This is a genomic window from Thermohalobaculum xanthum (assembly GCF_016623495.1).
Classification (GTDB): domain Bacteria; phylum Pseudomonadota; class Alphaproteobacteria; order Rhodobacterales; family Rhodobacteraceae; genus Thermohalobaculum; species Thermohalobaculum xanthum.
Genome location: NZ_JAEHHL010000005.1, coordinates 111,471 through 131,980, shown reverse-complemented (window position 1 = coordinate 131,980; position 20,510 = coordinate 111,471). Strand labels below are relative to the sequence as shown.

At 69.9% G+C, this 20,510-nt stretch carries 21 protein-coding genes and 1 pseudogene; 20 read left to right on the top strand and 2 right to left on the bottom strand.

Going from position 1 to position 20,510, the window contains the following annotated elements:
* Window position 1: 1 nt before the first annotated feature.
* The 13 genes and pseudogenes from H0I76_RS09675 (at window position 2) to H0I76_RS09615 (ending at window position 10,846) form a co-directional block, all read left to right on the top strand.
* Window positions 2-1,267: a nitrous oxide reductase family maturation protein NosD gene (locus tag H0I76_RS09675; protein WP_200609664.1), complete on the top strand. Its 1,266-nt coding sequence runs from the start codon at window positions 2-4 to the stop codon at window positions 1,265-1,267.
* The gene (locus tag H0I76_RS09670; RefSeq protein ID WP_200609663.1) at window positions 1,257-2,156 is read left to right on the top strand and encodes an ABC transporter ATP-binding protein; all 900 of its coding nucleotides are present in this window, start codon (window positions 1,257-1,259) and stop codon (window positions 2,154-2,156) included. Before H0I76_RS09675 ends, H0I76_RS09670 begins: the two co-directional genes overlap by 11 nt.
* The gene (locus tag H0I76_RS09665) at window positions 2,156-2,977 is read left to right on the top strand and encodes an ABC transporter permease (protein WP_200609662.1); all 822 of its coding nucleotides are present in this window, start codon (window positions 2,156-2,158) and stop codon (window positions 2,975-2,977) included. The genes H0I76_RS09670 and H0I76_RS09665 overlap by 1 nt, the downstream gene beginning before the upstream one ends.
* On the top strand, window positions 2,974-3,480 hold the full coding sequence (locus H0I76_RS09660; protein ID WP_200609661.1) for a nitrous oxide reductase accessory protein NosL: 507 nt from the start codon (window positions 2,974-2,976) through the stop codon (window positions 3,478-3,480). Before H0I76_RS09665 ends, H0I76_RS09660 begins: the two co-directional genes overlap by 4 nt.
* A 1-nt stretch (window position 3,481) precedes the next feature.
* Window positions 3,482-4,415, top strand: a pseudogene (locus H0I76_RS19775) (FAD:protein FMN transferase).
* Window positions 4,416-4,447: 32 nt separating this feature from the next.
* Window positions 4,448-4,828: a c-type cytochrome gene (locus tag H0I76_RS09650; protein ID WP_200609660.1), complete on the top strand. Its 381-nt coding sequence runs from the start codon at window positions 4,448-4,450 to the stop codon at window positions 4,826-4,828.
* A 19-nt stretch (window positions 4,829-4,847) separates the two neighbouring features.
* A complete protein-coding gene (locus H0I76_RS09645; RefSeq protein ID WP_200609659.1) occupies window positions 4,848-5,318 on the top strand; it encodes a hypothetical protein in 471 nt (156 codons plus the stop codon).
* A 105-nt stretch (window positions 5,319-5,423) separates the two neighbouring features.
* Window positions 5,424-5,876 (top strand): c-type cytochrome, encoded by a 453-nt coding sequence (locus H0I76_RS09640; RefSeq protein ID WP_200609658.1) that lies wholly within the window; start codon window positions 5,424-5,426, stop codon window positions 5,874-5,876.
* A gap of 10 nt (window positions 5,877-5,886) precedes the next feature.
* Complete coding sequence (locus H0I76_RS09635; protein ID WP_200609657.1) at window positions 5,887-7,251, top strand: cbb3-type cytochrome c oxidase subunit I; 1,365 nt, start codon at window positions 5,887-5,889, stop codon at window positions 7,249-7,251.
* 5 nt (window positions 7,252-7,256) lie between these two features.
* Complete coding sequence (locus H0I76_RS09630) at window positions 7,257-8,060, top strand: CbbQ/NirQ/NorQ/GpvN family protein (RefSeq protein ID WP_200609656.1); 804 nt, start codon at window positions 7,257-7,259, stop codon at window positions 8,058-8,060.
* Window positions 8,061-8,070: 10 nt separating this feature from the next.
* Window positions 8,071-10,008 carry a nitric oxide reductase activation protein NorD gene (locus H0I76_RS09625; protein WP_200609655.1) on the top strand — a complete coding sequence of 646 codons (1,938 nt, stop codon included), beginning with the start codon at window positions 8,071-8,073 and terminating at the stop codon, window positions 10,006-10,008.
* A gap of 8 nt (window positions 10,009-10,016) precedes the next feature.
* Window positions 10,017-10,577: a cytochrome c oxidase subunit 3 gene (locus H0I76_RS09620; RefSeq protein WP_200609654.1), complete on the top strand. Its 561-nt coding sequence runs from the start codon at window positions 10,017-10,019 to the stop codon at window positions 10,575-10,577.
* The gene (locus H0I76_RS09615) at window positions 10,574-10,846 is read left to right on the top strand and encodes a nitric oxide reductase F protein (protein ID WP_200609653.1); all 273 of its coding nucleotides are present in this window, start codon (window positions 10,574-10,576) and stop codon (window positions 10,844-10,846) included. The genes H0I76_RS09620 and H0I76_RS09615 overlap by 4 nt, the downstream gene beginning before the upstream one ends.
* Window positions 10,847-10,947: 101 nt before the next feature.
* Here the strand turns inward: H0I76_RS09615 and H0I76_RS09610 are convergent, their stop codons facing one another.
* Both H0I76_RS09610 and H0I76_RS09605 read right to left on the bottom strand, forming a co-directional pair.
* Entirely contained in the window at window positions 10,948-11,523 is a 576-nt protein-coding gene (locus H0I76_RS09610; protein WP_200609652.1) for a DUF4202 domain-containing protein, read from the bottom strand.
* Entirely contained in the window at window positions 11,520-12,227 is a 708-nt protein-coding gene (locus H0I76_RS09605) for a Crp/Fnr family transcriptional regulator (RefSeq protein WP_200609651.1), read from the bottom strand. Before H0I76_RS09605 ends, H0I76_RS09610 begins: the two co-directional genes overlap by 4 nt.
* Window positions 12,228-12,394: 167 nt before the next feature.
* Between H0I76_RS09605 and H0I76_RS09600 the strand changes: the two genes are divergently transcribed.
* From H0I76_RS09600 to H0I76_RS09570, 7 genes are all read left to right on the top strand, one after another.
* On the top strand, window positions 12,395-13,165 hold the full coding sequence (locus H0I76_RS09600; RefSeq protein ID WP_200609650.1) for a FadR/GntR family transcriptional regulator: 771 nt from the start codon (window positions 12,395-12,397) through the stop codon (window positions 13,163-13,165).
* Window positions 13,155-14,153, top strand: coding sequence for an ABC transporter ATP-binding protein (locus H0I76_RS09595; RefSeq protein WP_200609649.1), 999 nt, complete (start codon window positions 13,155-13,157; stop codon window positions 14,151-14,153). Before H0I76_RS09600 ends, H0I76_RS09595 begins: the two co-directional genes overlap by 11 nt.
* The gene (locus H0I76_RS09590; protein ID WP_200609648.1) at window positions 14,150-15,262 is read left to right on the top strand and encodes an ABC transporter ATP-binding protein; all 1,113 of its coding nucleotides are present in this window, start codon (window positions 14,150-14,152) and stop codon (window positions 15,260-15,262) included. Before H0I76_RS09595 ends, H0I76_RS09590 begins: the two co-directional genes overlap by 4 nt.
* Window positions 15,259-16,764: an ABC transporter substrate-binding protein gene (locus tag H0I76_RS09585; RefSeq protein WP_325166429.1), complete on the top strand. Its 1,506-nt coding sequence runs from the start codon at window positions 15,259-15,261 to the stop codon at window positions 16,762-16,764. Before H0I76_RS09590 ends, H0I76_RS09585 begins: the two co-directional genes overlap by 4 nt.
* 61 nt (window positions 16,765-16,825) lie before the next feature.
* On the top strand, window positions 16,826-17,773 hold the full coding sequence (locus H0I76_RS09580; protein ID WP_200609647.1) for an ABC transporter permease: 948 nt from the start codon (window positions 16,826-16,828) through the stop codon (window positions 17,771-17,773).
* Window position 17,774: 1 nt separating this feature from the next.
* Complete coding sequence (locus H0I76_RS09575) at window positions 17,775-18,683, top strand: ABC transporter permease (RefSeq protein ID WP_200609646.1); 909 nt, start codon at window positions 17,775-17,777, stop codon at window positions 18,681-18,683.
* A gap of 10 nt (window positions 18,684-18,693) precedes the next feature.
* A complete protein-coding gene (locus tag H0I76_RS09570; protein WP_200609645.1) occupies window positions 18,694-20,487 on the top strand; it encodes a gamma-glutamyltransferase family protein in 1,794 nt (597 codons plus the stop codon).
* Window positions 20,488-20,510: the final 23 nt, after the last annotated feature.

Sequence of the window (20,510 nt, the reverse complement as noted above, 5' to 3'; positions counted from 1 at the left end):
CATGCGGCACCTCGGGCCCATCGCCGCATTCCTGCTCGCCTGCGCCTCGGCGCCGGCGGCCGCGCAGGACGTGGCGGCACGGCCCGGGGCGCTCGCCGCCGCCCTCGCGGCGGCCGAGCCGGGGGCGGTCCTGAACCTCGCCCCCGGGATCCACGAGGGCCCGCTGGTCCTCGACCGGCCGGTGACGCTGGCCTGCCGCCCGGGCGCCGTGATCGACGGCCGGGGACAGGGCTCGGTGATCACCGTGACCGCAAGCGACGTGACCCTGCGCGGCTGCGGCATCGAGAACTCGGGCCGCGCGCACGAGACCATCGACAGCGGCGTACGCCTCCTCGAGGGCGCCGACCGCGCGGTGATCGAGGGCAACCGCCTGCGCGGCAATCTCTACGGCGTCGACATCCACGGCGCGCGCGACGCGCGCGTCGCACGCAATGTCATCGAGGGTGGGCAGGAGCAGCATGTGAACCGGCGCGGCAACGGCGTCTATGTCTGGAATGCGCCCGGCGCGGTGGTCGAGGGCAACGACATCCGCTGGGGCCGCGACGGCATCTTCGTCAACACCTCGCGCGACAACACCTTCCGCAACAACCGTTTCCGCGACCTGCGCTTCGCGGTCCACTACATGTATGCCAACGACTCCGAGGTCTCGGGCAACCTCTCGGTCGGCAACGACCTGGGCTACGCGGTGATGTATTCCAGGAACGTCCGCATCACCGGCAACGCCTCGATCGGCGATCGCGAGCACGGCATCATGCTCAACTACGCCAACGACTCGGTCATCGAGGGCAACCTCGTTCGAAACGGCGAGAACCGCTGCCTCTTCATTTACAACGCCCACCGCAACCGCATCGCGATGAACCGCTTCGAGCGCTGCGACATTGGCATCCATTTCACCGCCGGGTCCGAGCGCAACGCCATCACCGGCAACGCCTTCGTCGGCAACCGCACCCAGGTGAAGTATGTCGGCTCGAAATGGGTCGAGTGGAGCGACGCAGGCCGCGGCAATCACTGGAGCGACTTCGCCGCCTTCGATCTCGATGGCGACGGCATCGCTGACGCCCCCTACCGGCCGAACGACAGCATGGACCACGTGCTCTGGACCCAGCCCGCGGCCAAGCTGCTGCTGGGCGCGCCGGCGGTCCAGCTGGTGCGCTGGGCGCAGCACGCCTTCCCCGCGCTGCTGCCGGGCGGGGTGATCGACGGCGCGCCGATGATGCAGGCGGTCGAGCCTTCCCTTCCGGACTGGGAGATCCGCCATGACGGATGACGTCCTGATCGTCGAGGGGCTGGGAAAATCCCATGGCCCCGTCACCGCGCTGGCCGATGTCGACCTGCGCCTCGCCGCGGGCCAGCGGCTCGCGCTCCTTGGCCATAACGGCGCGGGCAAGACGACGCTGATCAAGCTCGCGCTCGGGCTGATCGCGCCCTCGGCCGGCCGCATCACCGTCGCGGGCGCCCGGCCGGGCAGCCGCGCGGCGCGCGCGGCCACCGCGTATCTGCCCGAGGCGGTCGCCTTCCACGCCTCGCTGACCGGGCGCGAGCAGCTCGCGCTCTTCGCCCGGCTCGCCGGCGAGCCCGCGCGCGCCGCGGGGCCTTTGCTCGAACGGGTCGGGCTCGCGCATGCCGCCGACCGGCGCATCCGCACCTGGTCGAAGGGCATGCGCCAGCGCCTCGGCATCGCCCAGGCCATGCTGGGCCGGCCGCGTCTCGCATTGCTCGACGAGCCCGCGAGCGGCCTCGACCCCGTCTCGCGCCACGACCTTTACGCCCTGATCGACGAGATGGCGCAGGAGGGCACGGCGGTGCTGATCGCCAGCCACGCGCTGACCGAGGTCGAGGCCCGCACCGACCGCATCGCCATCCTCTCGGGCGGACGGCTGGTGGCGAACGACACGCTGGGCGGCCTGCGCGCGCGCGCGGCCATGCCGATCCGCCTGCGCCTCGTCGCCCGCGACGGCGCGGCCGAGGAGGTGCAGGCCCGCCTCGGCGGGCGGCGGGTCAACGGCGCCTCGGTCGAGATCCTCTGCGCGCCGCAGGAGAAGATGGACACCCTCGGCCGCATCGCCGCGCTCGGCCCGCTGGTCGCCGATCTCGAGGTCACCCCGCCGGGGCTCGAGGCGCTCTACCGCCACTATTCGGGGGAGGAGAAGCCATGATGGGACGCATCGTCGCCATCGCCGCGGCCGAGTTGCGCATCGCGCGGCGCAACCGCTGGGTGCTGACGGCCACGCTGATCATGGTGCTGTTCGCACTGGCGCTGACCTTTGCGGGGTCGGCGCCCACGGGCTCGCTGGGCGTCGACCTGCTCACGGTCGCCGTCGCCTCGATGACCACGCTCTCGGTATATCTCGCCCCGCTCCTGGCGCTGATGGTCGCCTTCGACGCGCTGGCGGGCGAGGCCGATCGCGGCGGGCTCGCGCTGCTGCTCAGCTACCCCGTCTCGCGCGGCGAGATCCTCGCCGGCAAGGGGCTCGCGCATCTCGCGGTGCTGGCCTTCGCCATGGCCGCGGGCTTCGGCGCGGCGGGGGGTGCCGCGGCACTCGCCGGCGGCGCTGGCCCCGAGAGCGTCGCGGCCCTGTTGCGGCTGATCGCAAGCTCGGTCCTGCTCGGCGCGATCTTCCTCGCGCTCGGCTACGCCGTCTCGGCGCTGGCCGCCAGTTCGGCGGGCGCCGCGGCCATGGCCGCGGGCCTGTGGCTGGTCGCCGTCGTGCTCTACGACCTCGGCCTGCTGGGCGCGGTGGTCTGGAGCGGCGACGGCGCCTTCACCCGGCACGTCTTTCCCTGGCTGCTCGCGGCCAACCCGGCCGATGCCTTCCGGCTGTGGAATGTCGGCGCGGCCGAGGCCGTTGCGCTGGCAAGCGGGATGCAGGGCGCGGCCGACGCCCTGCCCCGCTGGGCGGCGCCGGTCTCGCTGGTGCTGTGGCCCTTCGCGGCGCTGGGGCTCGCGCGCCTCGCCTTCGGGAGGATGGAGCCATGAGACACGCCTTTCTCGCCCTCCTGCTTCTGGCCGCCTGCCGCCAGGAAATGGCCGAGGCCCCCGCGCCGGTCGCCTATGACGCCAGTTCCGTCGGCCATTTCTGCATGATGCAGATCGCCGAGCATGGCGGCCCCAAGGCGCAGATCCATCTCGAGGGCTACCCGGCGCCCATCTTCTTCAGCCAGGTGCGCGATGCCATCGCCTATCTGCGCGGGCAGGAGCGCGAGGCGCGCATCCTCGCCGTCTATGTCAACGACATGGCCCGCGCGCCAAGCTGGGAGGACCCCGGCGCCGACAACTGGATCGCCGCCGACGCCGCCCTCTTCGTGGTCGGCGCCAGCGTGACCGGCGGCATGGGCGCGCCCGAGATCGCGCCCTTCGGCACCGAGGACGCCGCCGCGCGGTTTTCGGCCAAGCATGGCGGGCGCATGATGGCGCTTGCCCAGATCCCGGAGGACGCCGTGCTGAGCCCGGTCGAGATCACCCTGCCAGGGAGCAACTGAGATGACCGCCCGCCCGACCCGCCGCCGGTTCCTGGCCATCGCCGCCGCAGCCGCCACCCTGCCCGCGACCGCCCTCGCCTCGGCGCCCGTCTTCCGCTGGCGCGGCACCGCGATGGGGGCCGAGGCATCGCTGACGCTGACTGGCGTCGAACGCGCCCGCGCCGATGCGCTGGCGCGCCGCGTCGAGGCCGAGATCCTGCGCCTCGAGGACATCTTCAGCCTCTACCGGCCCGAATCGGCGCTCTCGCGGCTCAACCGTGCGGGCCGGCTCGACGCCGCCCCGCCCGAGCTGGTCGAGCTTCTGGCCCTCGTCTCGGCGCTTCATGCCGACAGCGGTGGCGCCTTCGATCCCAGTGTCCAGCCGCTCTGGCAGGCCCATGCCCGCGCCGCCGCCGAAGGGCGCGCCGCCACGCCCGCCGAGGCCGAGGCCGCGCGCGCTGGTCGGCTGGCAGGCGGTGGCGTTCGACAGCCACTCGGTCAAGCTCGGCCGGCCCGGCATGGCGCTCACGCTCAACGGCATCGCGCAAGGCGCGGTGGCCGATCGCGTCGCCGCGCTCCTGCGCGCCGAGGGGCTCACCGACCTTCTGGTCGACATGGGCGAGATCGCGGGCCTCGGGCACCGCCCCGACGGCACCCCCTGGCAGGCAGGCATCGCCGACCCCGGGGGCGCGCTTCAGGCGCGCGTGGGCCTCAGCGACCGGGCCCTGGCCACCTCGGCGCCGATGGGCACCGTGCTCGATGCCGGGGGCGCGGTCGGCCATATCCTCGACCCGCGCGGCGGGCACGCCGCGCCGGGCTGGCGCCTCGTCTCGGTCTCGGCCCCGAAGGCCGCGCTCGCGGACGGGCTTTCCACGGCCTTCGCGCTGATGGAGCGCCCCCGGATCGACGCGGCGCTCGCCCGTCACCCCGAAACCAGGCTCGAAGTCCTCATCTGAGTTCCGTCCACCAGCCGAAAGGAGAGCACCACATGAAGCTGGCCAAACCCACCCTGATCGCCCTTCTCGCGGCCCTCGTGGCCGGGCCCGCCCTTGCCGAGGGCGACGCGGAGAAGGGCAAGAAGGTCTACAACAAGTGCAAGGCCTGCCACGACATTGGCGAAGGCGCCAAGAACAAGGTCGGCCCCGCGCTGACCGGGATCGTCGGGCAGGAAATCGCCTCGGTCGAGGGCTTCAGCTATTCGGACGCCTTCATGGCCAAGAAGGGCGAGGGGCTCGTCTGGACCGAGGAGAACCTGACCACCTATCTCGAAAAGCCCAAGGACATGATCCCGGGCACCAAGATGAGCTTCGCCGGCCTCAAGAAAGAGGACGAGCGCGCGGATGTCATCGCGTATATCAAGTCGTTCTGAGACCCGGCGGCTCGCCGCCATGATCGGCGGCCTGCTGCTCGGCGCCCTTGGGGATGCCGGGCCGCGGGCCGCCGATTTCCACGAGATCTGGGAGGCGCGCTGCATCGCCTGTCACGGCCATGCCGGCGACTTCGTGCGCGAGCGCCTGACGCTCGAGGGCGACACGGTCCAGGGCCGCGATGGCCGCGACATCGTCCCCTTCCTGAAACGCCACCGCGGCGGCCTGTCGGACGCCGAGGTCGATCTCTTCGTGCAGGTCATGTCCCGCCAGATCGCCGCGGACGGCTTCTACGCGCGCGAGTGCCGCAAGTGCCACGACAGCGCGCGCAACCTCGCCCGGCTGCGCCTGGCGCTGCGCAACGGGCAGCTCGTGGGCCGCTATTCCGGGCGCGACATCGGCGCCTTTCTCGCGACGCACGCGCGCATGACGCCCGACGAGGCCGCCGCCATGACCGAGGCGCTGGCCGCGATCCTGCAGGGCGGGCGCTGAGCAGGTCTGCGCGCTTCCGTCACCCTCTTGACTTTCGTTAAGGCCCCTCGCCGCGCGCCCGCGCATCTTCCCGCCATCGCCAACGACTCCTGAAAGGAAGGCGCGATGCGCGAAGTGATGACCAAGTCGATGGCCCGCAACATCTTCTATGGCGGGTCGCTCTTCTTCATCGTCATCTTCGTCGGTCTCTCCGTGCACAGTCACAATTACATCGTGACGACGTCGACCGACGCGGCTGGCCTGACGGAGGGCGTGGCGCGCGGCAAGCGCGTCTGGGAGGTGAACGCCTGCATCAACTGCCACACCCTGCACGGCGAGGGCGCCTATTTCGCGCCCGAGGTCGGCAACGTGATGACACGCTGGGCGGTGCTCGACGATTCCGAGGGCGCCTTCGATATCCTCAAGGCCTGGATGGAAGCCCAGCCGAGCGGGATCGAGGGCCGCCGCCAGATGCCGCAGTTCGACCTCACGGACCAGGAACTGCGCGATCTCACCGATTTCCTGCTGTGGACCGACCGGATGGACACGCAGGACTGGCCGCCGAACGACGCCGGCTGAGGAGACGACCATGAAATATCAGACCCAGAAGATCGCGCAGCTCTACTTCACGGTGGCTCTTGCGCTCTTCGCCATCCAGGTCCTGGGCGGGCTGCTCGCTGGCTGGATCTACGTGGCGCCGAACACACTCTCCGAGATCCTCCCCTTCAACATCGTGCGCATGCTGCACACCAACAGCCTGATCGTCTGGCTGATCCTGGGCTTCATGGGCGCGGCCTACTTCCTGCTGCCCGAGGAGGCCGAGCGCGAGATCCACTCGCCCATGCTGGCCTATGTCCAGCTCGCGATCCTGGTGTTCGGCACGCTCGGCGTCGTGGTGACCTATGTCTTCAACCTCTTCGAGGGCAACTGGCTTCTCGGCAAGGAGGGGCGCGAGTTCCTCGAGCAGCCCCTCTGGGTCAAGATCGGCATCGTCGTGGCGGCGCTGATCTTCCTCTACAACGTCACGATGACGGTGCTGCAGGGCCGCAAGACGGCGATCACCAACGTGCTCCTACTTGGCCTGTGGGGCCTCGCGCTCCTGTTCCTCTTCGCCTTCTACAACCCCGAGAACCTGGGCCTCGACAAGATGTACTGGTGGTACGTCGTGCACCTGTGGGTCGAGGGCGTGTGGGAGCTGATCATGGCCTCGATCCTGGCCTACCTGATGCTCAAGCTCACCGGCGTCGACCGCGAGATCGTCGAGAAATGGCTCTACGTCATCGTCGCGACCGCGCTCTTCTCGGGCATCCTGGGAACCGGGCACCACTACTACTGGATCGGCACGCCGGGCTACTGGCAGTGGATCGGCTCGATCTTCTCGTCGCTCGAGGTGATCCCCTTCTTCGGCATGATGGCCTTCGCCTTCGTAATGGTCTGGAAGGGCCGGCGCGACCATCCGAACAAGGCCGCGCTCCTGTGGTCGCTGGGCTGCGCGACGCTCGCCTTCTTCGGCGCCGGCGTGTGGGGCTTCCTGCACACGCTGCACGGGGTGAACTATTACACCCACGGCACGCAGATCACGGCCGCGCACGGGCATCTCGCCTTCTTCGGCGCGTATGTGGCGCTCAACCTCGCGATTTTCACCTACGCCTTCCCGATCCTGAAGAACCGCGATCCCTACAACCAGGTCCTGAACATGGCCTCGTTCTGGCTGATGGCGGGCGGCATGTGCTTCATGACCTTCGTGCTCACCTTCGCGGGCACGGTGCAGACGCATCTGCAGCGGGTGATGGGCGAGGGCTTCATGGATACCCAGGACCAGATCGAGATCTTCTACCTGATGCGCTTCGGCGCGGGCCTCGCCGTGGTGATCGGCGCGCTGGTGTTCATCTACGCCATCTTCGTGCCGCGCCGCGAGGTGATCTCGACCGACGCCACGGTGCCGGCGGAGTGAGCGAGATGGACGGAAACCTGCAACTGAAGGGGGCCGAGGTCCCCTTCTACCTCCCCGACGGCGACGAATGCGACGTGTTCGCCGCCGCCTATGCCAACGGCCTGCCCCTGCTGCTCAAGGGGCCGACCGGCTGCGGCAAGACCCGCTTCGTCGCGCACATGGCCGCGCAACTCGGTCGGCCGCTCTACACCGTGGCCTGCCATGACGACCTCGCCGCGGCCGACCTGATCGGGCGCTACCTGCTCAAGGGGGGCGAGACGGTCTGGGTCGACGGCCCGCTGACCCGCGCGGTGCGCGAGGGGGCGATCTGCTACCTCGACGAGGTGGTCGAGGCCCGCAAGGACGTGACCGTGGTGCTCCACCCCCTCACCGACGACCGGCGCATCCTGCCGGTCGACCGCACCGGCGAGGAACTCGAGGCCGCCCCGGGCTTCATGCTGGTCGCCTCCTACAACCCCGGCTACCAGAACATCCTCAAGACGCTGAAGCCCTCGACGCGCCAGCGTTTCCTGTCGATCGAGTTCGACTTCCCCTCGCCCGAGCGCGAGACCGAGATCGTCGCCACCGAGAGCCGGCTCGACCCCGAGCGCACCGCCCGCCTCGTGCGGCTTGCGGGCAAGCTGCGGGCGCTCAAGGGCCAGGACCTCGAGGAAGGCGTCTCGACGCGTCTTCTCGTCTACTGCGCCACGCTGATCCGGCAGGGCATGCCGGTCGAGCGCGCCATCCTCGCGGCGATGATCGAGCCGCTCACCGACGACGAGGATGTCAAACGCGGGCTCCTCGATCTCGTCACGGCCGTCTTCGGGTGAGGCAACGGCCATGACGGGCATCGACTTCGAGCCATGGGAACCCGAGGAGACAGTCGGGAAACTGTGGCACGCTTTTGCCAGCCGCCTGGATGCGCCCGAGGCGCATGAGGGAGCCGCGACCGGTCTGAGCGAGATCGGCGGGCGGCTGGCCGTCTTCTTCCGCGGTCTCGGCGGCGCCCCCGCCGTCGAGATCCTGCCGGTGCGGGCCGAGGCAAGCGGCCATCGCCTGAGCTGGCGCCGCCGCCTCGGCACCGCCCGCGAATACGTCGCCCGCGCCTCGTTCGACGGCGCCGCGCTGCGTTTGCCCGAGCGGATCGCCGCTTTCCCCGAGCGCGAGGCCAATGCCGCGCTCTATTTCTGGCTCGCCGCCTCGGCCGCGCATGCCCCCGCGCCCTCGGCCGAGGCCGACGCGCTCCGGGCCGACATCCTCGCGCTGCGCGCCGCGCGCGACATGACGCGCGCGACGCTCGAAGCGTGCCCGGGCCTTGCCGGCCTCCATGAGAACCTCGCCGCCGCCTGCCTCCAGGCGCGGCGCCCGCGTTCCCTGCCGCGATGGGAGGCCGCCGTCGAGGCCGCGATCCGTGCGCTGCTGACGGGCACCGAGCCCGAAGGCGCGGCCGCCGCGATCCTCGCGGCCGCCCGCGACGACGACACCGACCTGTCTTCCTTCCGCGCACCCATGGGCTACCGCCCCTTTGAGCCCGTGCCCCTGTGGCTCGCGCTGCGCGCCACCGGCACCAGCGAAGCCGGCACCGACGAGGGCGAGACGCCGGACGGCCGCGCGCCCGACGACACACAGGGCCGCATCCACCGCGCGCGGCGCCGCAAATCCGATCAGGCCGCGCGCCAGGACAGCCTGATCCTGCACAAGTTCGAGGCGATCCTCAGCTGGACCGAGTTCCTCAACCTCAATCGCCGCGTCGACGATGACGACCCCGACAGCGCAAGGAAGGCGCTCGACGACCAGGACGAGATCACCCTCGGCCAGGTCTCCAAGGCGCCGGCGACGCGGCTCAAGCTGCATCTCGACCTCGCCCCCGAGGACGTGGACCGCGAGCGCCTGTCGGGCACCCATCTCTATCCCGAATGGGATACGCGCACCGGCGCCTACCTGCCCGCCCATGCCCGCGTGCTCGCCAGCCCCGCCGAGCCGGCCGAGACCGCAGCTGCCACCGACCCGCAGGCCGCGCGCCGCATCCGCGCCGTGCGCCGCCAGTTCGAGGCCCTGCGCCCGCGCCGCATCCCCCTGCCCGGCCAGCCCGACGGCGAGGAGCTCGACATCGAGGCATTGGTCCGCTCGCATGCCGATCTGCGCGCGACCGGCGAGGGCACCGACCGGATCTGGCGCGCGACCCGGCCGCAGGCGCGCGATCTCGCCGTGTCGATCCTGCTCGACGTCTCGCGCTCGACCGAGAGCGCGGTCACCGGCCGCGCCGTGATCGACATCGAGCGCGAAGCCCTGACCGCGCTGGCCTGGGGGCTCGACGCCTGCGGCGATGATTTCGCGATCCACGCCTTCTCGTCGCTCAAGCGCGACCGCGTCTACGTTCTGGGCTGCAAGGAATTCGGCGAGCCGATGGGCCCCGAGATCGTGTCCCGCATCGCCGGGCTCAGGCCGGGCTTCTACACCCGGCTCGGCGCCGCGATCCGCCATGTCTCGGCCGACCTCGCCCGCCAGGCGCGCGCGCGCCGCCTGCTGCTGGTCATCACTGACGGAAAGCCCAACGACCTCGACCATTACGAGGGCCGCCACGGCATCGAGGACAGCCGCATGGCGATCCGCGAGGCCCGCCGCGCAGGCCACGCTGTGCATGGCGTGCTGGTCGACGCCCGGGGCAAGTCGTGGTTCCCGCGGATCTTCGGACAGGGCGGGTTCTCGATCGTGCCCCATCCCGACCGGCTCGGCGCGGCATTGCCCGAGATCTACCGCCACCTGGTCGGAGCGTGAGCCCGGCCATGGACGCGGAAGTCTCTCCCACCGACACGACCGGCACGCTTCCGGGCGATCTCATGATCTGGGTGCTGATCGTCAGCGAACTGCTGGTCTTCGGCGCGGCGCTCGGCGCCTTCCTCGCGGTGCGCGCGGGCGATGTCGGCGGCTTCCTCGAGGCGCAGGACCATCTCGACCGCACCGCCGGCGCGCTCAACACCATCGTGCTGCTGACCTCGGGCCTCGCGGCCGCACTTGCACTCAGGGCGCGCGAGGCGGGCCTGCGCGGGCGAGCCCGGCTCGGGCTCGGCGTCGCTGCCCTCCTGGGCGTCGTGTTCCTCTGGGTGAAGGCGCTCGAATACAGCGCCAAGGCCGCCGAGGGGATCGGCACCGACACCCACCCCTTCTTCACCTTCTACTACCTCGTGACCGGCTTTCACGCGGCACATGTGGTGGCGGGGATCGTGGTGCTCGGCCTCGTGGCGTGGCGCGACAGCGTGGCCAATATCGAGAACGCGACCGCCTTCTGGCACATGGTCGATCTCGTCTGGGTCCTGATCTTTCCCGTGATCTACCTGCTGCGATGATGAAGCACCTGCACGACCCGCTCTGGCGCGCCTGGGCAACCCTTCTCGGGCTCGGCGTCGTCACCACCCTGGCGGCGGCGCTGGGCGGCCATCTGCCCGCGCCCGTGCTGGGTGCGGTGCTGCTGGCGGTCGCCTGGACCAAGGCGCGCATCATCCTTGCGCGCTATCTGGGGCTGGTGCAGGCCCCGGCCTGGCAACGCGGCTTCGACGCGGTGCTCGGTGCCTTCCTGCTGCTCCTCTACGGGATCTATCTGATCCCGGTGCTGTGACCGGCGGTCGCGAATTCCCTTTTCAATAAATTGTTTTATGTCAAACAGTTAGAAATGATTTCACGCGTGAAAGCCCACCGCTGCCCCCCCGGCGCGGCCGGTCAGCCGCCAAAGGCCGGGGCAAGTTCCGGAGGAAGATCGAACTCCTCGCGAACCCGCGCGCGGCCCGCCGCCGACATCTTCCGCGCCGTCTTGGTGGCGATGCCCAGGACCTGCTCCGGCGCGCGGCCCGCGGCGAAATCGGCGAAATACCAGCGCAGAAAGACGAGGCAGATCACGTCCTCCAGAAGCTGCACCTCCGGGTCGCGCTTGAGCCCTTCCTTGCGGAGCATCTGGCCCACACGGGCGCAGTCCTCGGCGCCGTATCCCGCCTGCGCCATGATCGCGCCGACCCGCTCGGCATGGAAGGCGGCCTGCGCCCGCCGCCAGGCCAGGTATCCGTCGCGCCCATCGGGGTACGACGTCCGGGGCATCCGCCAGCGCTCGATATGCTGGCCGCGCGCGGCAATGCGCAGCAGGTCCGACGCCTCGGGCGCGATGCGGCCAAGCTCGGCCGACATCCGCTGCCCGTAAAGCAACGCCGCCGGCGCCTCGGCCGCGCCGTCGGGCGCCAGAGTCGGGTCCGCGGCGTTGGCCGCGTCGATCTCGGCGAGCACTCTCGCAAGCCGCTCGCTCACAGCGCCTGCCCCCATCCCTCGGCCCGATCGTGCTCGACATAGGCGCGCAGCTTCGCGACGTCGCTGATCGCCGCGTGGTTCTGGCTGATCGCCACCCCGACCTCCTTGAGCCGTCCGAAGGCGCGCGAGAGGCTCTCGGGCTTCATCCCGAGGCGCCCGGCGATCAGCACCTTTTCATAAGGCAGCGTCACCGCGCAGGCCCCTTCCTCGACCGGGCAGAGCTCGAGCAGGAATTCCGCCACGCGCTGGGCCCCGGTCTGCGCCTTGAGCTGCTCGACCTGCGCGACCAGCGCATGAAGATGCTTGTAGGTCGCGGCCAGCATGGCCGAGCACAACTCGGGCCGCTTCTCCATCATCGTGAGCAGCGTCGAGGCCCGCACTCCGAGAAGCCGGCAGTCGGTCACCGCCTCGGCCGCAACCGGGTAGACGTCGCCACGGAATGCTGCGGCCTCGCCGAAGCTGCGCCCCTTGGTGAAGATGCCCACCACCGCCTCGGCACCGTTCGACGCGATGCGGTAGAGCTTCACCCAGCCCGCAAGCACGATGTAGACACTGTGCGCCGGCTCGCCTTGCAGAAAGATCGAGCTGCCGCGGTCACGCTCGATCACTGCCGACTGCTTCATGAGCGTCTCGGCGACGTCCGTCGGCATGCTGTCCAGCAGGATGGCGCGCCGGGCAGTTTCATGGTCTTCGCGCGACAGCATGCTCGCCCTCCGGCACGTCTTCCTGGCAGGAAAATCCTCGTTCAGACGAAGCCTTACCCTGACATGGATCGACCTGCCAGCCAATCCCGCGGCGGTCAGAGAATCGTTGCAGAGCGGTGTCTGCGTTCGCTAAACCAATTCATGATTTGGTCTGGTAATGGTACGGCATGACCGAAGCATCGCGGCACGGCCTCAACTCCTCGATCGCGCTGGCGCGCATTCGCCAGCTCGCCAGCGATGGTGCCGCCGCGGGTTCTCGCCTGCCGACCGAACGCGAACTGGCGGCCGAGACCGGTGTGGGCCGGGCCGCCGTGCGCCGGGCGCTCGAAGCGCTGGAGGCCGAGGGGCTGATCTGGCGCCGCCAGGGCAAAGGCACCTTCGTCGTCCAGCCGCCGCGCGCGCCGGCGCTGGCGGGTGACCTCGCCGCGAACTCGAACCCCATGGAAGTTGCCGAGGCGCGCATCACGCTCGAGCCGCAACTCGCCCGCCTCTCGGCGCTGCGCGCGAGTCCCGACGACGTCGCGCGGATGCGGGAGCTGGCCGAGCGGATCGCAAGCTCGACCGACGCCGACGCGCGCGAGCTCTGGGATGGTGCCCTGCATCGGCTGATCGCGCGAACGGCGGCCAACGGGCTTCTGATCGCCGTCTTCGATCTGATGGAGGAGGTCCGGCGCGACGATGCCTGGCGGATGCTGCGAGAACGCGCCCGCACGCAGGCAACCGGTGCGCTCTACACCCGGCAGCACGCCACGATTATCGACGCGATCGAGCATCGCGACGGACCGGCGGCCGAGCTTGCGATGCGCGTTCACCTTCGCACGGTCGCCGACAACCTTCGGAAGATCGTCGATGGCGACGCGCTGCACGACGAGAGTACCGCGGTCCCCGACGCCGCGACGCCGGCAAGCGGAATCGGAGCAGGCGCCGATGCACGCTGAGCATCCCCGGCTTCTATCCGTCGATGGGCTGTCAGTCCGGTTCCGGCACCATCCGGCCAATATCGTCGATGATGTCAGCTTCACCATCGGGGCGGGCGAGACGCTCTGCATCGTCGGCGAGTCGGGCTGCGGAAAGTCGCTCACGGCGCTTGCGCTGATGGGGCTTCTCCCGAAGCCCGCCGCGCAGGTCGCCGCCGGCCGCGCGGTCTTCGAGGGGGAAGACCTCGTCGCCCTAGACGAGAGCCGGATGTCGGACATCCGCGGCAATCGCATGGCGATGATCTTCCAGGAGCCGATGACCTCGCTCAACCCGGCCTTCACGGTCGGCGACCAGATTGCCGAGGCGGTGCGCAGGCACCGGGGCGTCGACCGCGCGGCGGCGCGTGGCCGCGCGCGCGAGATGCTGGAGCAGGCCCGGATTCCCGCGGCGGAAAAGCGCCTCGACGAATACCCGCACCAGCTTTCGGGCGGAATGCGCCAGCGCGCGATGATCGCCATGGCCTTGGCGAACGACCCGGCGCTTCTGATCGCCGACGAGCCCACGACCGCGCTCGATGTCACCATCCAGGCGCAGGTCCTGCGACTGATCCGGCAGCTACAGGCCGAACGCGGAACCGGCCTGCTCATGATCACGCATGATCTTGGCGTGGTCGCCGAGACCGCTGACCGGGTCGCCGTGATGTATGCCGGCCGGATCGTCGAGGAAGGCCCGGTCGCCGCCATCTTCGACGATCCGCAACACCCCTACACCATCGGGCTGATGGGCTCGGTCCCGTCGCTGGGGCGGCGGAGCGGGCGCCTCGAAACGATACCGGGGCTCGTGCCCACCCCGGAGGCGATGCCGCGCGGTTGCCGCTTCTCGACCCGCTGCCCGTTCGCCGCGGCCGTCTGCGCCGAGACGCCGGCGCTGACCGAGATCGCGCCCGGTCACCGCGTCGCCTGCGCGCGCGCGCCGATCGAGCTTCGGGTCGCGGAGGATGCCGCATGACCGGCGCGGTGCTCGAAACCCGTGGGCTGGAGAAGCGCTTCGTCACCCACCGCCCCCTGTTCGGCACGCCGACCGAGGTCCATGCGGTCAATGGCGTCGACCTCGCAATCCACGAGGGCGAGACCTTCGCCATCGTCGGCGAATCCGGCTGCGGGAAGTCGACGCTCGCGCGGATGCTGATCGGACTGATCCGGCCCTCGGCCGGACAGGTCCTGTATCAGGGGCGCGAGATGTCAGGCCTGCCGCAGAAGCAGATGCGCGCGCTTCGGCGTGACCTGCAATTCATCTTCCAGGACCCGTTTTCCTCGCTCAACCCGCGCATGACCATCGGCCGCCTGGTCGAGGAACCAATGCGCGCGCATGGCATCGGCACACCCGGCGAGCGGCGCGAGCGCGTCGGCCGCCTGCTCGCCCGCGTCGGCCTGAGACCCGAGCATGCCGATCGTTATCCGCACGAGTTCTCGGGCGGCCAGAGGCAGCGCATCGGTATCGCCCGGGCGCTGGCGAGCGGCCCGAAGGTGCTGATCGGAGACGAGCCCGTGTCGGCGCTGGACGTCTCGATCCAGGCCCAGGTCGTCAACATGCTCGAGGACCTGAAGGAAGAATTCGGCCTCACGCTCGTGGTGATCGCGCATGATCTCGCGGTCATCCGGCACATGAGCGACCGCGTGGCGGTGATGTATCTGGGCGAGGTCGTCGAGACCGGACCGGTCGACGCCGTGTTCGACGCGCCCGCCCACCCCTATACCCGCGCGCTGATGGGGGCGATCCCGGTGCCCGCGCCCGGCGCGCGCGACAGCGTTGCCGCGATCCTCGAGGGCGATGTGCCTAACCCGACGGCGCCGCCGCCCGGGTGCCGTTTCCACACGCGCTGCCCTTTCGCGGTCGCGCGCTGCACGCGCGAGCGTCCAGCGCTCGCCGACATGGGCGGCGGTCGGCGCGCCGCGTGCCATCTCCGCGACGAGTTGCCCGCCTTCGACACGCGCGCCCCCGAGCCCGGCCGCACCCCGGGCGCGGCACGGCGCTTCGAGCTGTGGCGCACCGCGCGCAGCGCCGGCCAAGACGACCGACACAGGAAAACGACCCAGGCAGAGGAGACACAGCCGTGACCGACCTCAAGCGCATGACGCTCGCACTGGCGCTTGCCGCCAGCGCATCCTTCGCCCATGCGGCCGATCTACGGATCGGCCTGCAGGAAGACCCCGACGTCCTCGACCCGGACCAGTCGCGGACCTTCGTGGGCCGCATCGTCTACGCGTCGCTGTGCGACAAGCTCGTGGACATCACCCCGGGGCTCGAGATCATCCCGCAGCTCGCGACCGGCTGGAGCTGGTCCGAGGACGGCAAGACCCTGACGATGCAGTTGCGCGAGGGCGTGACCTTCCACGATGGCACCCCCTTCGACGCCGAGGCGGTGAAGGCCAATATCGACCGGTCCCAGAACCTGCCCGAGAGCCGGCGCAAGTCGGAGGTAAAGTCGATCACCGGCGTCGAGGTGACCGGCCCCCACGAGGTCCAGTTCAGCCTCGCCGATCCCGACGCAACCCTGCTGGCGCAGTTCGCCGACCGCGCCGGGATGATGGTGTCCCCCACCGCGGCCGCCGCGGCCGGGGCGGATTTCGGGCTGAACCCGGTCTGCTCGGGGCCATTCAAGTTCGTCGAGCGGATCCAGCAGGACCGCATCGTGCTGGAGAAGTTCGCCGACTACTGGAATGCCGACGCGATCAGCTTCGACCGCGTGGTCTTCCTGCCGATCCCCGACACCACCGTCCGCCTCGCCAACCTGCGTGCGGGCGATCTCGACATGCTCGAACGCCTCGCGGCGACGGATGTCGCCTCGGCCAAGGGCGACGCGAGCCTGCAAGTCGAGGAAGCCGTGTCGCTCGGCTATCAGGGCATCACCGTGAACGTCGCCAATGGCGAGCGCGCGAACAACCCGCTGGGCCAGGACGCGCGGGTGCGGCAGGCCCTGTCGCTCGCGATCGACCGCAACGTGATCAACCAGGTTGTGTTCGAGGGCGCCTTCGCGCCGGGCAACCAGCCCTTCCCGCCCACCTCGCCCTGGTATGACACGCGCTTCCCTGTGCCCGAGCGTGACGTCGAGAAGGCCAAGGCCCTCCTGAAGGAAGCGGGCTTCGACCGGCTGGAGATCGAGGTCCAGGTCGCGAACAACCCGGTCCAGATGCAGCTGATGCAGGTGGTCCAGGCGATGGCGGCCGAGGCCGGCTTTGACATCAAGCTCACCGCCAAGGAGTTCGCAACGCTGCTCAAGGATCAGACCGCGGGCGACTACCAGGCGAGCCAGGTCGGCTGGTCGGGCCGCGTCGACCCCGACGGCAACATCCACCAGTTCCAGACCTGCAATGGCGGCATCAACGACTCGAAGTATTGCGACCCCGAGGTCGATCGCCTGCTGAACGCCGCGCGGGTGTCAAACGACACGGCCGAGCGCAAGGCGTCCTACGACGCGGCGCGGGCGATCCTGGCCGAGGCGATGCCGATCATCTACCTCTACCACCAGACCTGGATCTGGGCGCTTTCGGACAAGCTGGACGGCTTCGTGCCCTATCCCGACGGGATGATCCGTCTCGAGGGCGTCAGCTTCAAGTAACCCCCCGGACCGCCCCCGGCACATGCCCGGGGGCGGAACCCCTTGCCGCGCGGAGAGCGCCATGCTCGGTTTCATCGGACGAAGACTGATCATCGCGATCCCCACGATCGTGCTGATCTCGATCTTCGTCTTCGCCCTCCAGAAGCTTCTGCCGGGGGATCCGGTCCTCGCGATGGCGGGCGAGGAGCGCGATCCCGAGGTCCTCGAGTTCCTGCGCGAGAAATACCGCCTGAACGACCCGATCCCGCAGCAGTATCTGCACTGGATGGGCGGGGTCATGCAGGGGGATCTGGGGGTCTCGCTGCGCACGCGTCAGCCGGTGCTCGAGCTCATCGCCGAGAAGCTGCCCGTGACGATTCAGCTGGCCGTGATGGCCATGACCATCGCGCTCATGATAGGGATCCCCGCCGGCATCCTCTCGGCCGTGCACAAGGGTGGCTGGATCGACTGGCTGGCCAACCTTTTCGCCCTCTCGGGCCTGTCGGTGCCGAACTTCTGGCTTGGCATCATGCTGATCCTGCTGGTTTCGGTGAAGCTCGGCTGGTTGCCGGCCTCGGGGTATCAGCCGCTCGCGACCGATCCGCTGCGATCGATCCAGACCATGCTGATGCCGGCCTTCGTGCTTGGCACGGGGCTTGCCGCGACACTGATGCGCCATACCCGCTCGGCAATGCTGGGCGTGCTTCGGGCCGACTTTATCCGCACGGCGCGCGCCAAGGGCCTGCGGGAGCGGACGGTGATCCTCAAGCACGCGTTGCGCAACGCGCTGGTGCCGATCGTCACGATCTCGGCGCTGCTGTTTGGCGAGCTGCTGGCCGGCGCCGTGCTCACCGAGCAGATCTTCACCATTCCGGGCTTCGGCAAGATGATCGTCGACGCGGTGTTCAACCGCGACTACGCGGTGGTTCAAGGGGTGGTCCTGTGCACCGCGGTTGCCTTCATCGCCATGAACCTCGCCGCCGACGCCGCCTATCGGTGGCTGAACCCGCGCATGCGCGAACAGGGCTGAGATGGCGGCGCCAGACGCAGTTCCCGGCGCTGCACGCGCGCCCCTGCCCGGTCCGGTGGACGAGCCGGTGCCGCCCCGTCGTGGCAGCCGGTCATGGACCAAGCTGCGCTCGAACCCCGTGGCGCTGCTGGGGGCCGCGCTGGTCCTGTTCTTCGTCCTCGTGGCGGCGCTGGCCCCGGTCCTCCCGGTCGCCGACCCGACGGCGACGGACTGGCTGGCGGTTCGCAAGGCCCCCTCGGCCGCGCACTGGTTCGGCACCGACGAGATCGGCCGCGACGTGCTTGCACGCATGATCTGGGGGGCGCAGGCGTCGCTTCTCGCCGGCGTCGTCTCGGTCGGCATCGCCGTCGCGATCGGCGTGCCGCTCGGCATGATGGCGGGCTATTGGGGCGGCTGGACGGACGCCGCCATCAGTCGTGTGACCGAGGCGCTGCTGGCGGTGCCGTTTCTCATTCTCGCCATCGCGCTCGCGGCCTTCCTGGGTCCGTCTCTGACCAATGCGATGATCGCGATCGGCCTTTCGGCCATGCCGATCTTCATCCGGCTGGCGCGCGGCCAGACCCTGTCGGTGATGACCGAGGACTATGTCGAGGGCGCGCGCGCCATCGGCCTGGGCCACGGGGCCATCATCGGGCGCTATGTGCTGCCCAACATCTTCCCGCCGATCCTCGTGCAGGCCACGCTCACCATCGCCACGGCAATCATCGCCGAGGCATCGCTCTCCTTCCTCGGCCTCGGACAGCAGCCGCCGGCGCCGTCCTGGGGCTCGATGCTGAACGTGGCCAAGAACTTCCTCGAACAGGCGCCGTGGATGGCGCTTTGGCCCGGCATCGCGATCTTTCTGGTCGTGCTGGGCTTCAACCTCCTCGGCGACGGGTTGCGCGACGCGCTCGACCCGCGCGAGCTCTGACGGAGTCATCATGGACCGTTTCACCACACGTCCCGAAATTGCGGGAACCTTCGGGGTCGTCGCCACGACCCACTGGATCGCGTCGGCCATCGGCATGAGCATCCTCGAGCGTGGCGGCAACGCCTTCGACGCGGCCGTCGCGGCCGGATTCACGCTGCAGATCGTCGAGCCCCATCTCAACGGCCCGGGCGGCGATCTCCCCATACTGTTCCACGACGCCCGCAGCGGCGCGGACCGGGTCATCTGCGCTCAGGGCACCGCGCCCGCCGGTGCAACGATCGCGCATTACCGCGCACAGGGCCTCGAGCTCATTCCCGGCTCGGGCCTGCTCGCGACCGTCGTGCCGGGGGCGTTCGACGGCTGGATGCTGATGCTGCGCGATCACGGCAGCATGCGGCTGCGCGACGTTCTGGAACCCGCCATTCATTACGCCGAGCATGGGCACCCGATGCTGGCGCGCGTCGCCAGCGCAATCGCCGATCTCGCCGGGTTCTTCCGCGAGGAATGGCCGACCTCGGCCGAGACCTGGCTGCCCGGCGGCATCGCACCCGAAGCGGGCAGCATGTTCCGCAACCCGGTCCTGGCCGCCACCCTGCGCCGCGTCCTCGAAGAGGCGGAAGCGCGCGAGAGCCGCGACGCCCAGATCGAGGCCGCCCGCGACGCCTGGTACCGCGGCTTCGTGGCGGAGGCCGTCGATGCATATTTCCGGTCTGCCGAGGTCATGGACGCAAGCGGCCAGAAGAACCGGGGCGTCTTGACGGCCGACGACATGGCGCGTTGGCAGGCCAGCTACGAAACGCCGGTCTCCCGCGATTACCACGACTGGACCGTGCTGAAGACGGGCCCCTGGGGACAGGGGCCCGTGCTGCTGCAAGGGCTCGCCCTGCTCGAAGGCTTCGACATCGGCGCGATGGACCCGAACGGCACCGAGTTCGTCCATGTCGTGACCGAGGCGATGAAGCTCGCCTATGCCGATCGCGAGGCCTTCTACGGCGACCCCGACCATGCCGAGATACCCCTCGCTACCCTTCTGTCCGATGATTACGCGGCAAGCCGGCGCAACCTGATCGGCGACACCGCCTCGCTCGAGCAGCGTCCGGGCCGCGTGCCGGGCTTCGAGCACCTCGCCGACGCCGCCATCGAGCGGGCGCGCCGCGTCGTCGAGGTCGAAGCGAGCGTGACCGCGGGCGAGCCCACCATGGCGCACCTGACCGACCGGCGCGGCGACACGGTGCATATCGACGTGATCGACCGGTGGGGCAACATGGTCTCGGCCACGCCCTCGGGCGGCTGGCTGCAATCCTCGCCGGTGATCCCGGGCCTTGGCTTCCCGATGAACTCGCGCGCGCAGATGTTCTGGCTGGACGAGGGCTTGCCGACTTCGCTCGCACCGGGCCGGCGCCCGCGCACCACGCTCACGCCCTCGCTCGCGCGCCATCAGTGCCGGCCGACGATGGCGTTCGGCACGCCCGGCGGCGACCAGCAGGACCAGTGGCAGCTGATCTTCCTGCTTCGCCACATCCATCACGGCCTGAACCTTCAGGAAACCATCGACGCGCCGCTGTTCCACACGGCCCATTTCACGGGGTCCTTCTACCCGCGCCAGGCGCGTCCGGGTCACCTGATGATCGAGCCGGGCGTCGGCGAGCACACGCTGACCTGCCTGCGCCGCCGCGGCCATCTGCTGGAGATCGCCGAGCCCTGGAGCGTGGGACGCCTCACCGCGGCACGGCGCGAGGCATCGGGCCTGCTGCGCGCGGCCGCGACGCCGCGCCTCATGCAGGCCTACGCGATCGGGCGCTGACCGGTGAGCGGCCCGCACCCTCG

Excerpts from the sequence above, each read along its gene's own strand:
- H0I76_RS09660 (WP_200609661.1), top strand. The coding sequence starts at position 2,974 with ATGAGACACGCCTTTCTCGCCCTCCTGCTTCTGGCCGCCTGCCGCCAG.
- H0I76_RS09615 (WP_200609653.1), top strand. The coding sequence starts at position 10,574 with ATGATGAAGCACCTGCACGACCCGCTCTGGCGCGCCTGGGCAACCCTT.
- H0I76_RS09635 (WP_200609657.1), top strand. The coding sequence starts at position 5,887 with ATGAAATATCAGACCCAGAAGATCGCGCAGCTCTACTTCACGGTGGCT.
- H0I76_RS09670 (WP_200609663.1), top strand. The coding sequence starts at position 1,257 with ATGACGGATGACGTCCTGATCGTCGAGGGGCTGGGAAAATCCCATGGC.
- H0I76_RS09650 (WP_200609660.1), top strand. The coding sequence starts at position 4,448 with ATGAAGCTGGCCAAACCCACCCTGATCGCCCTTCTCGCGGCCCTCGTG.
- H0I76_RS09575 (WP_200609646.1), top strand. The coding sequence starts at position 17,775 with ATGGCGGCGCCAGACGCAGTTCCCGGCGCTGCACGCGCGCCCCTGCCC.
- H0I76_RS09645 (WP_200609659.1), top strand. The coding sequence starts at position 4,848 with ATGATCGGCGGCCTGCTGCTCGGCGCCCTTGGGGATGCCGGGCCGCGG.
- H0I76_RS09675 (WP_200609664.1), top strand. The coding sequence starts at position 2 with ATGCGGCACCTCGGGCCCATCGCCGCATTCCTGCTCGCCTGCGCCTCG.
- H0I76_RS09595 (WP_200609649.1), top strand. The coding sequence starts at position 13,155 with ATGCACGCTGAGCATCCCCGGCTTCTATCCGTCGATGGGCTGTCAGTC.
- H0I76_RS09630 (WP_200609656.1), top strand. The coding sequence starts at position 7,257 with ATGGACGGAAACCTGCAACTGAAGGGGGCCGAGGTCCCCTTCTACCTC.
- H0I76_RS09605 (WP_200609651.1), bottom strand. The coding sequence starts at position 12,227 with ATGCTGTCGCGCGAAGACCATGAAACTGCCCGGCGCGCCATCCTGCTG.
- H0I76_RS09620 (WP_200609654.1), top strand. The coding sequence starts at position 10,017 with ATGGACGCGGAAGTCTCTCCCACCGACACGACCGGCACGCTTCCGGGC.
- H0I76_RS09625 (WP_200609655.1), top strand. The coding sequence starts at position 8,071 with ATGACGGGCATCGACTTCGAGCCATGGGAACCCGAGGAGACAGTCGGG.
- H0I76_RS09580 (WP_200609647.1), top strand. The coding sequence starts at position 16,826 with ATGCTCGGTTTCATCGGACGAAGACTGATCATCGCGATCCCCACGATC.
- H0I76_RS09590 (WP_200609648.1), top strand. The coding sequence starts at position 14,150 with ATGACCGGCGCGGTGCTCGAAACCCGTGGGCTGGAGAAGCGCTTCGTC.
- H0I76_RS09665 (WP_200609662.1), top strand. The coding sequence starts at position 2,156 with ATGGGACGCATCGTCGCCATCGCCGCGGCCGAGTTGCGCATCGCGCGG.
- H0I76_RS09600 (WP_200609650.1), top strand. The coding sequence starts at position 12,395 with ATGACCGAAGCATCGCGGCACGGCCTCAACTCCTCGATCGCGCTGGCG.
- H0I76_RS09570 (WP_200609645.1), top strand. The coding sequence starts at position 18,694 with ATGGACCGTTTCACCACACGTCCCGAAATTGCGGGAACCTTCGGGGTC.
- H0I76_RS09640 (WP_200609658.1), top strand. The coding sequence starts at position 5,424 with ATGCGCGAAGTGATGACCAAGTCGATGGCCCGCAACATCTTCTATGGC.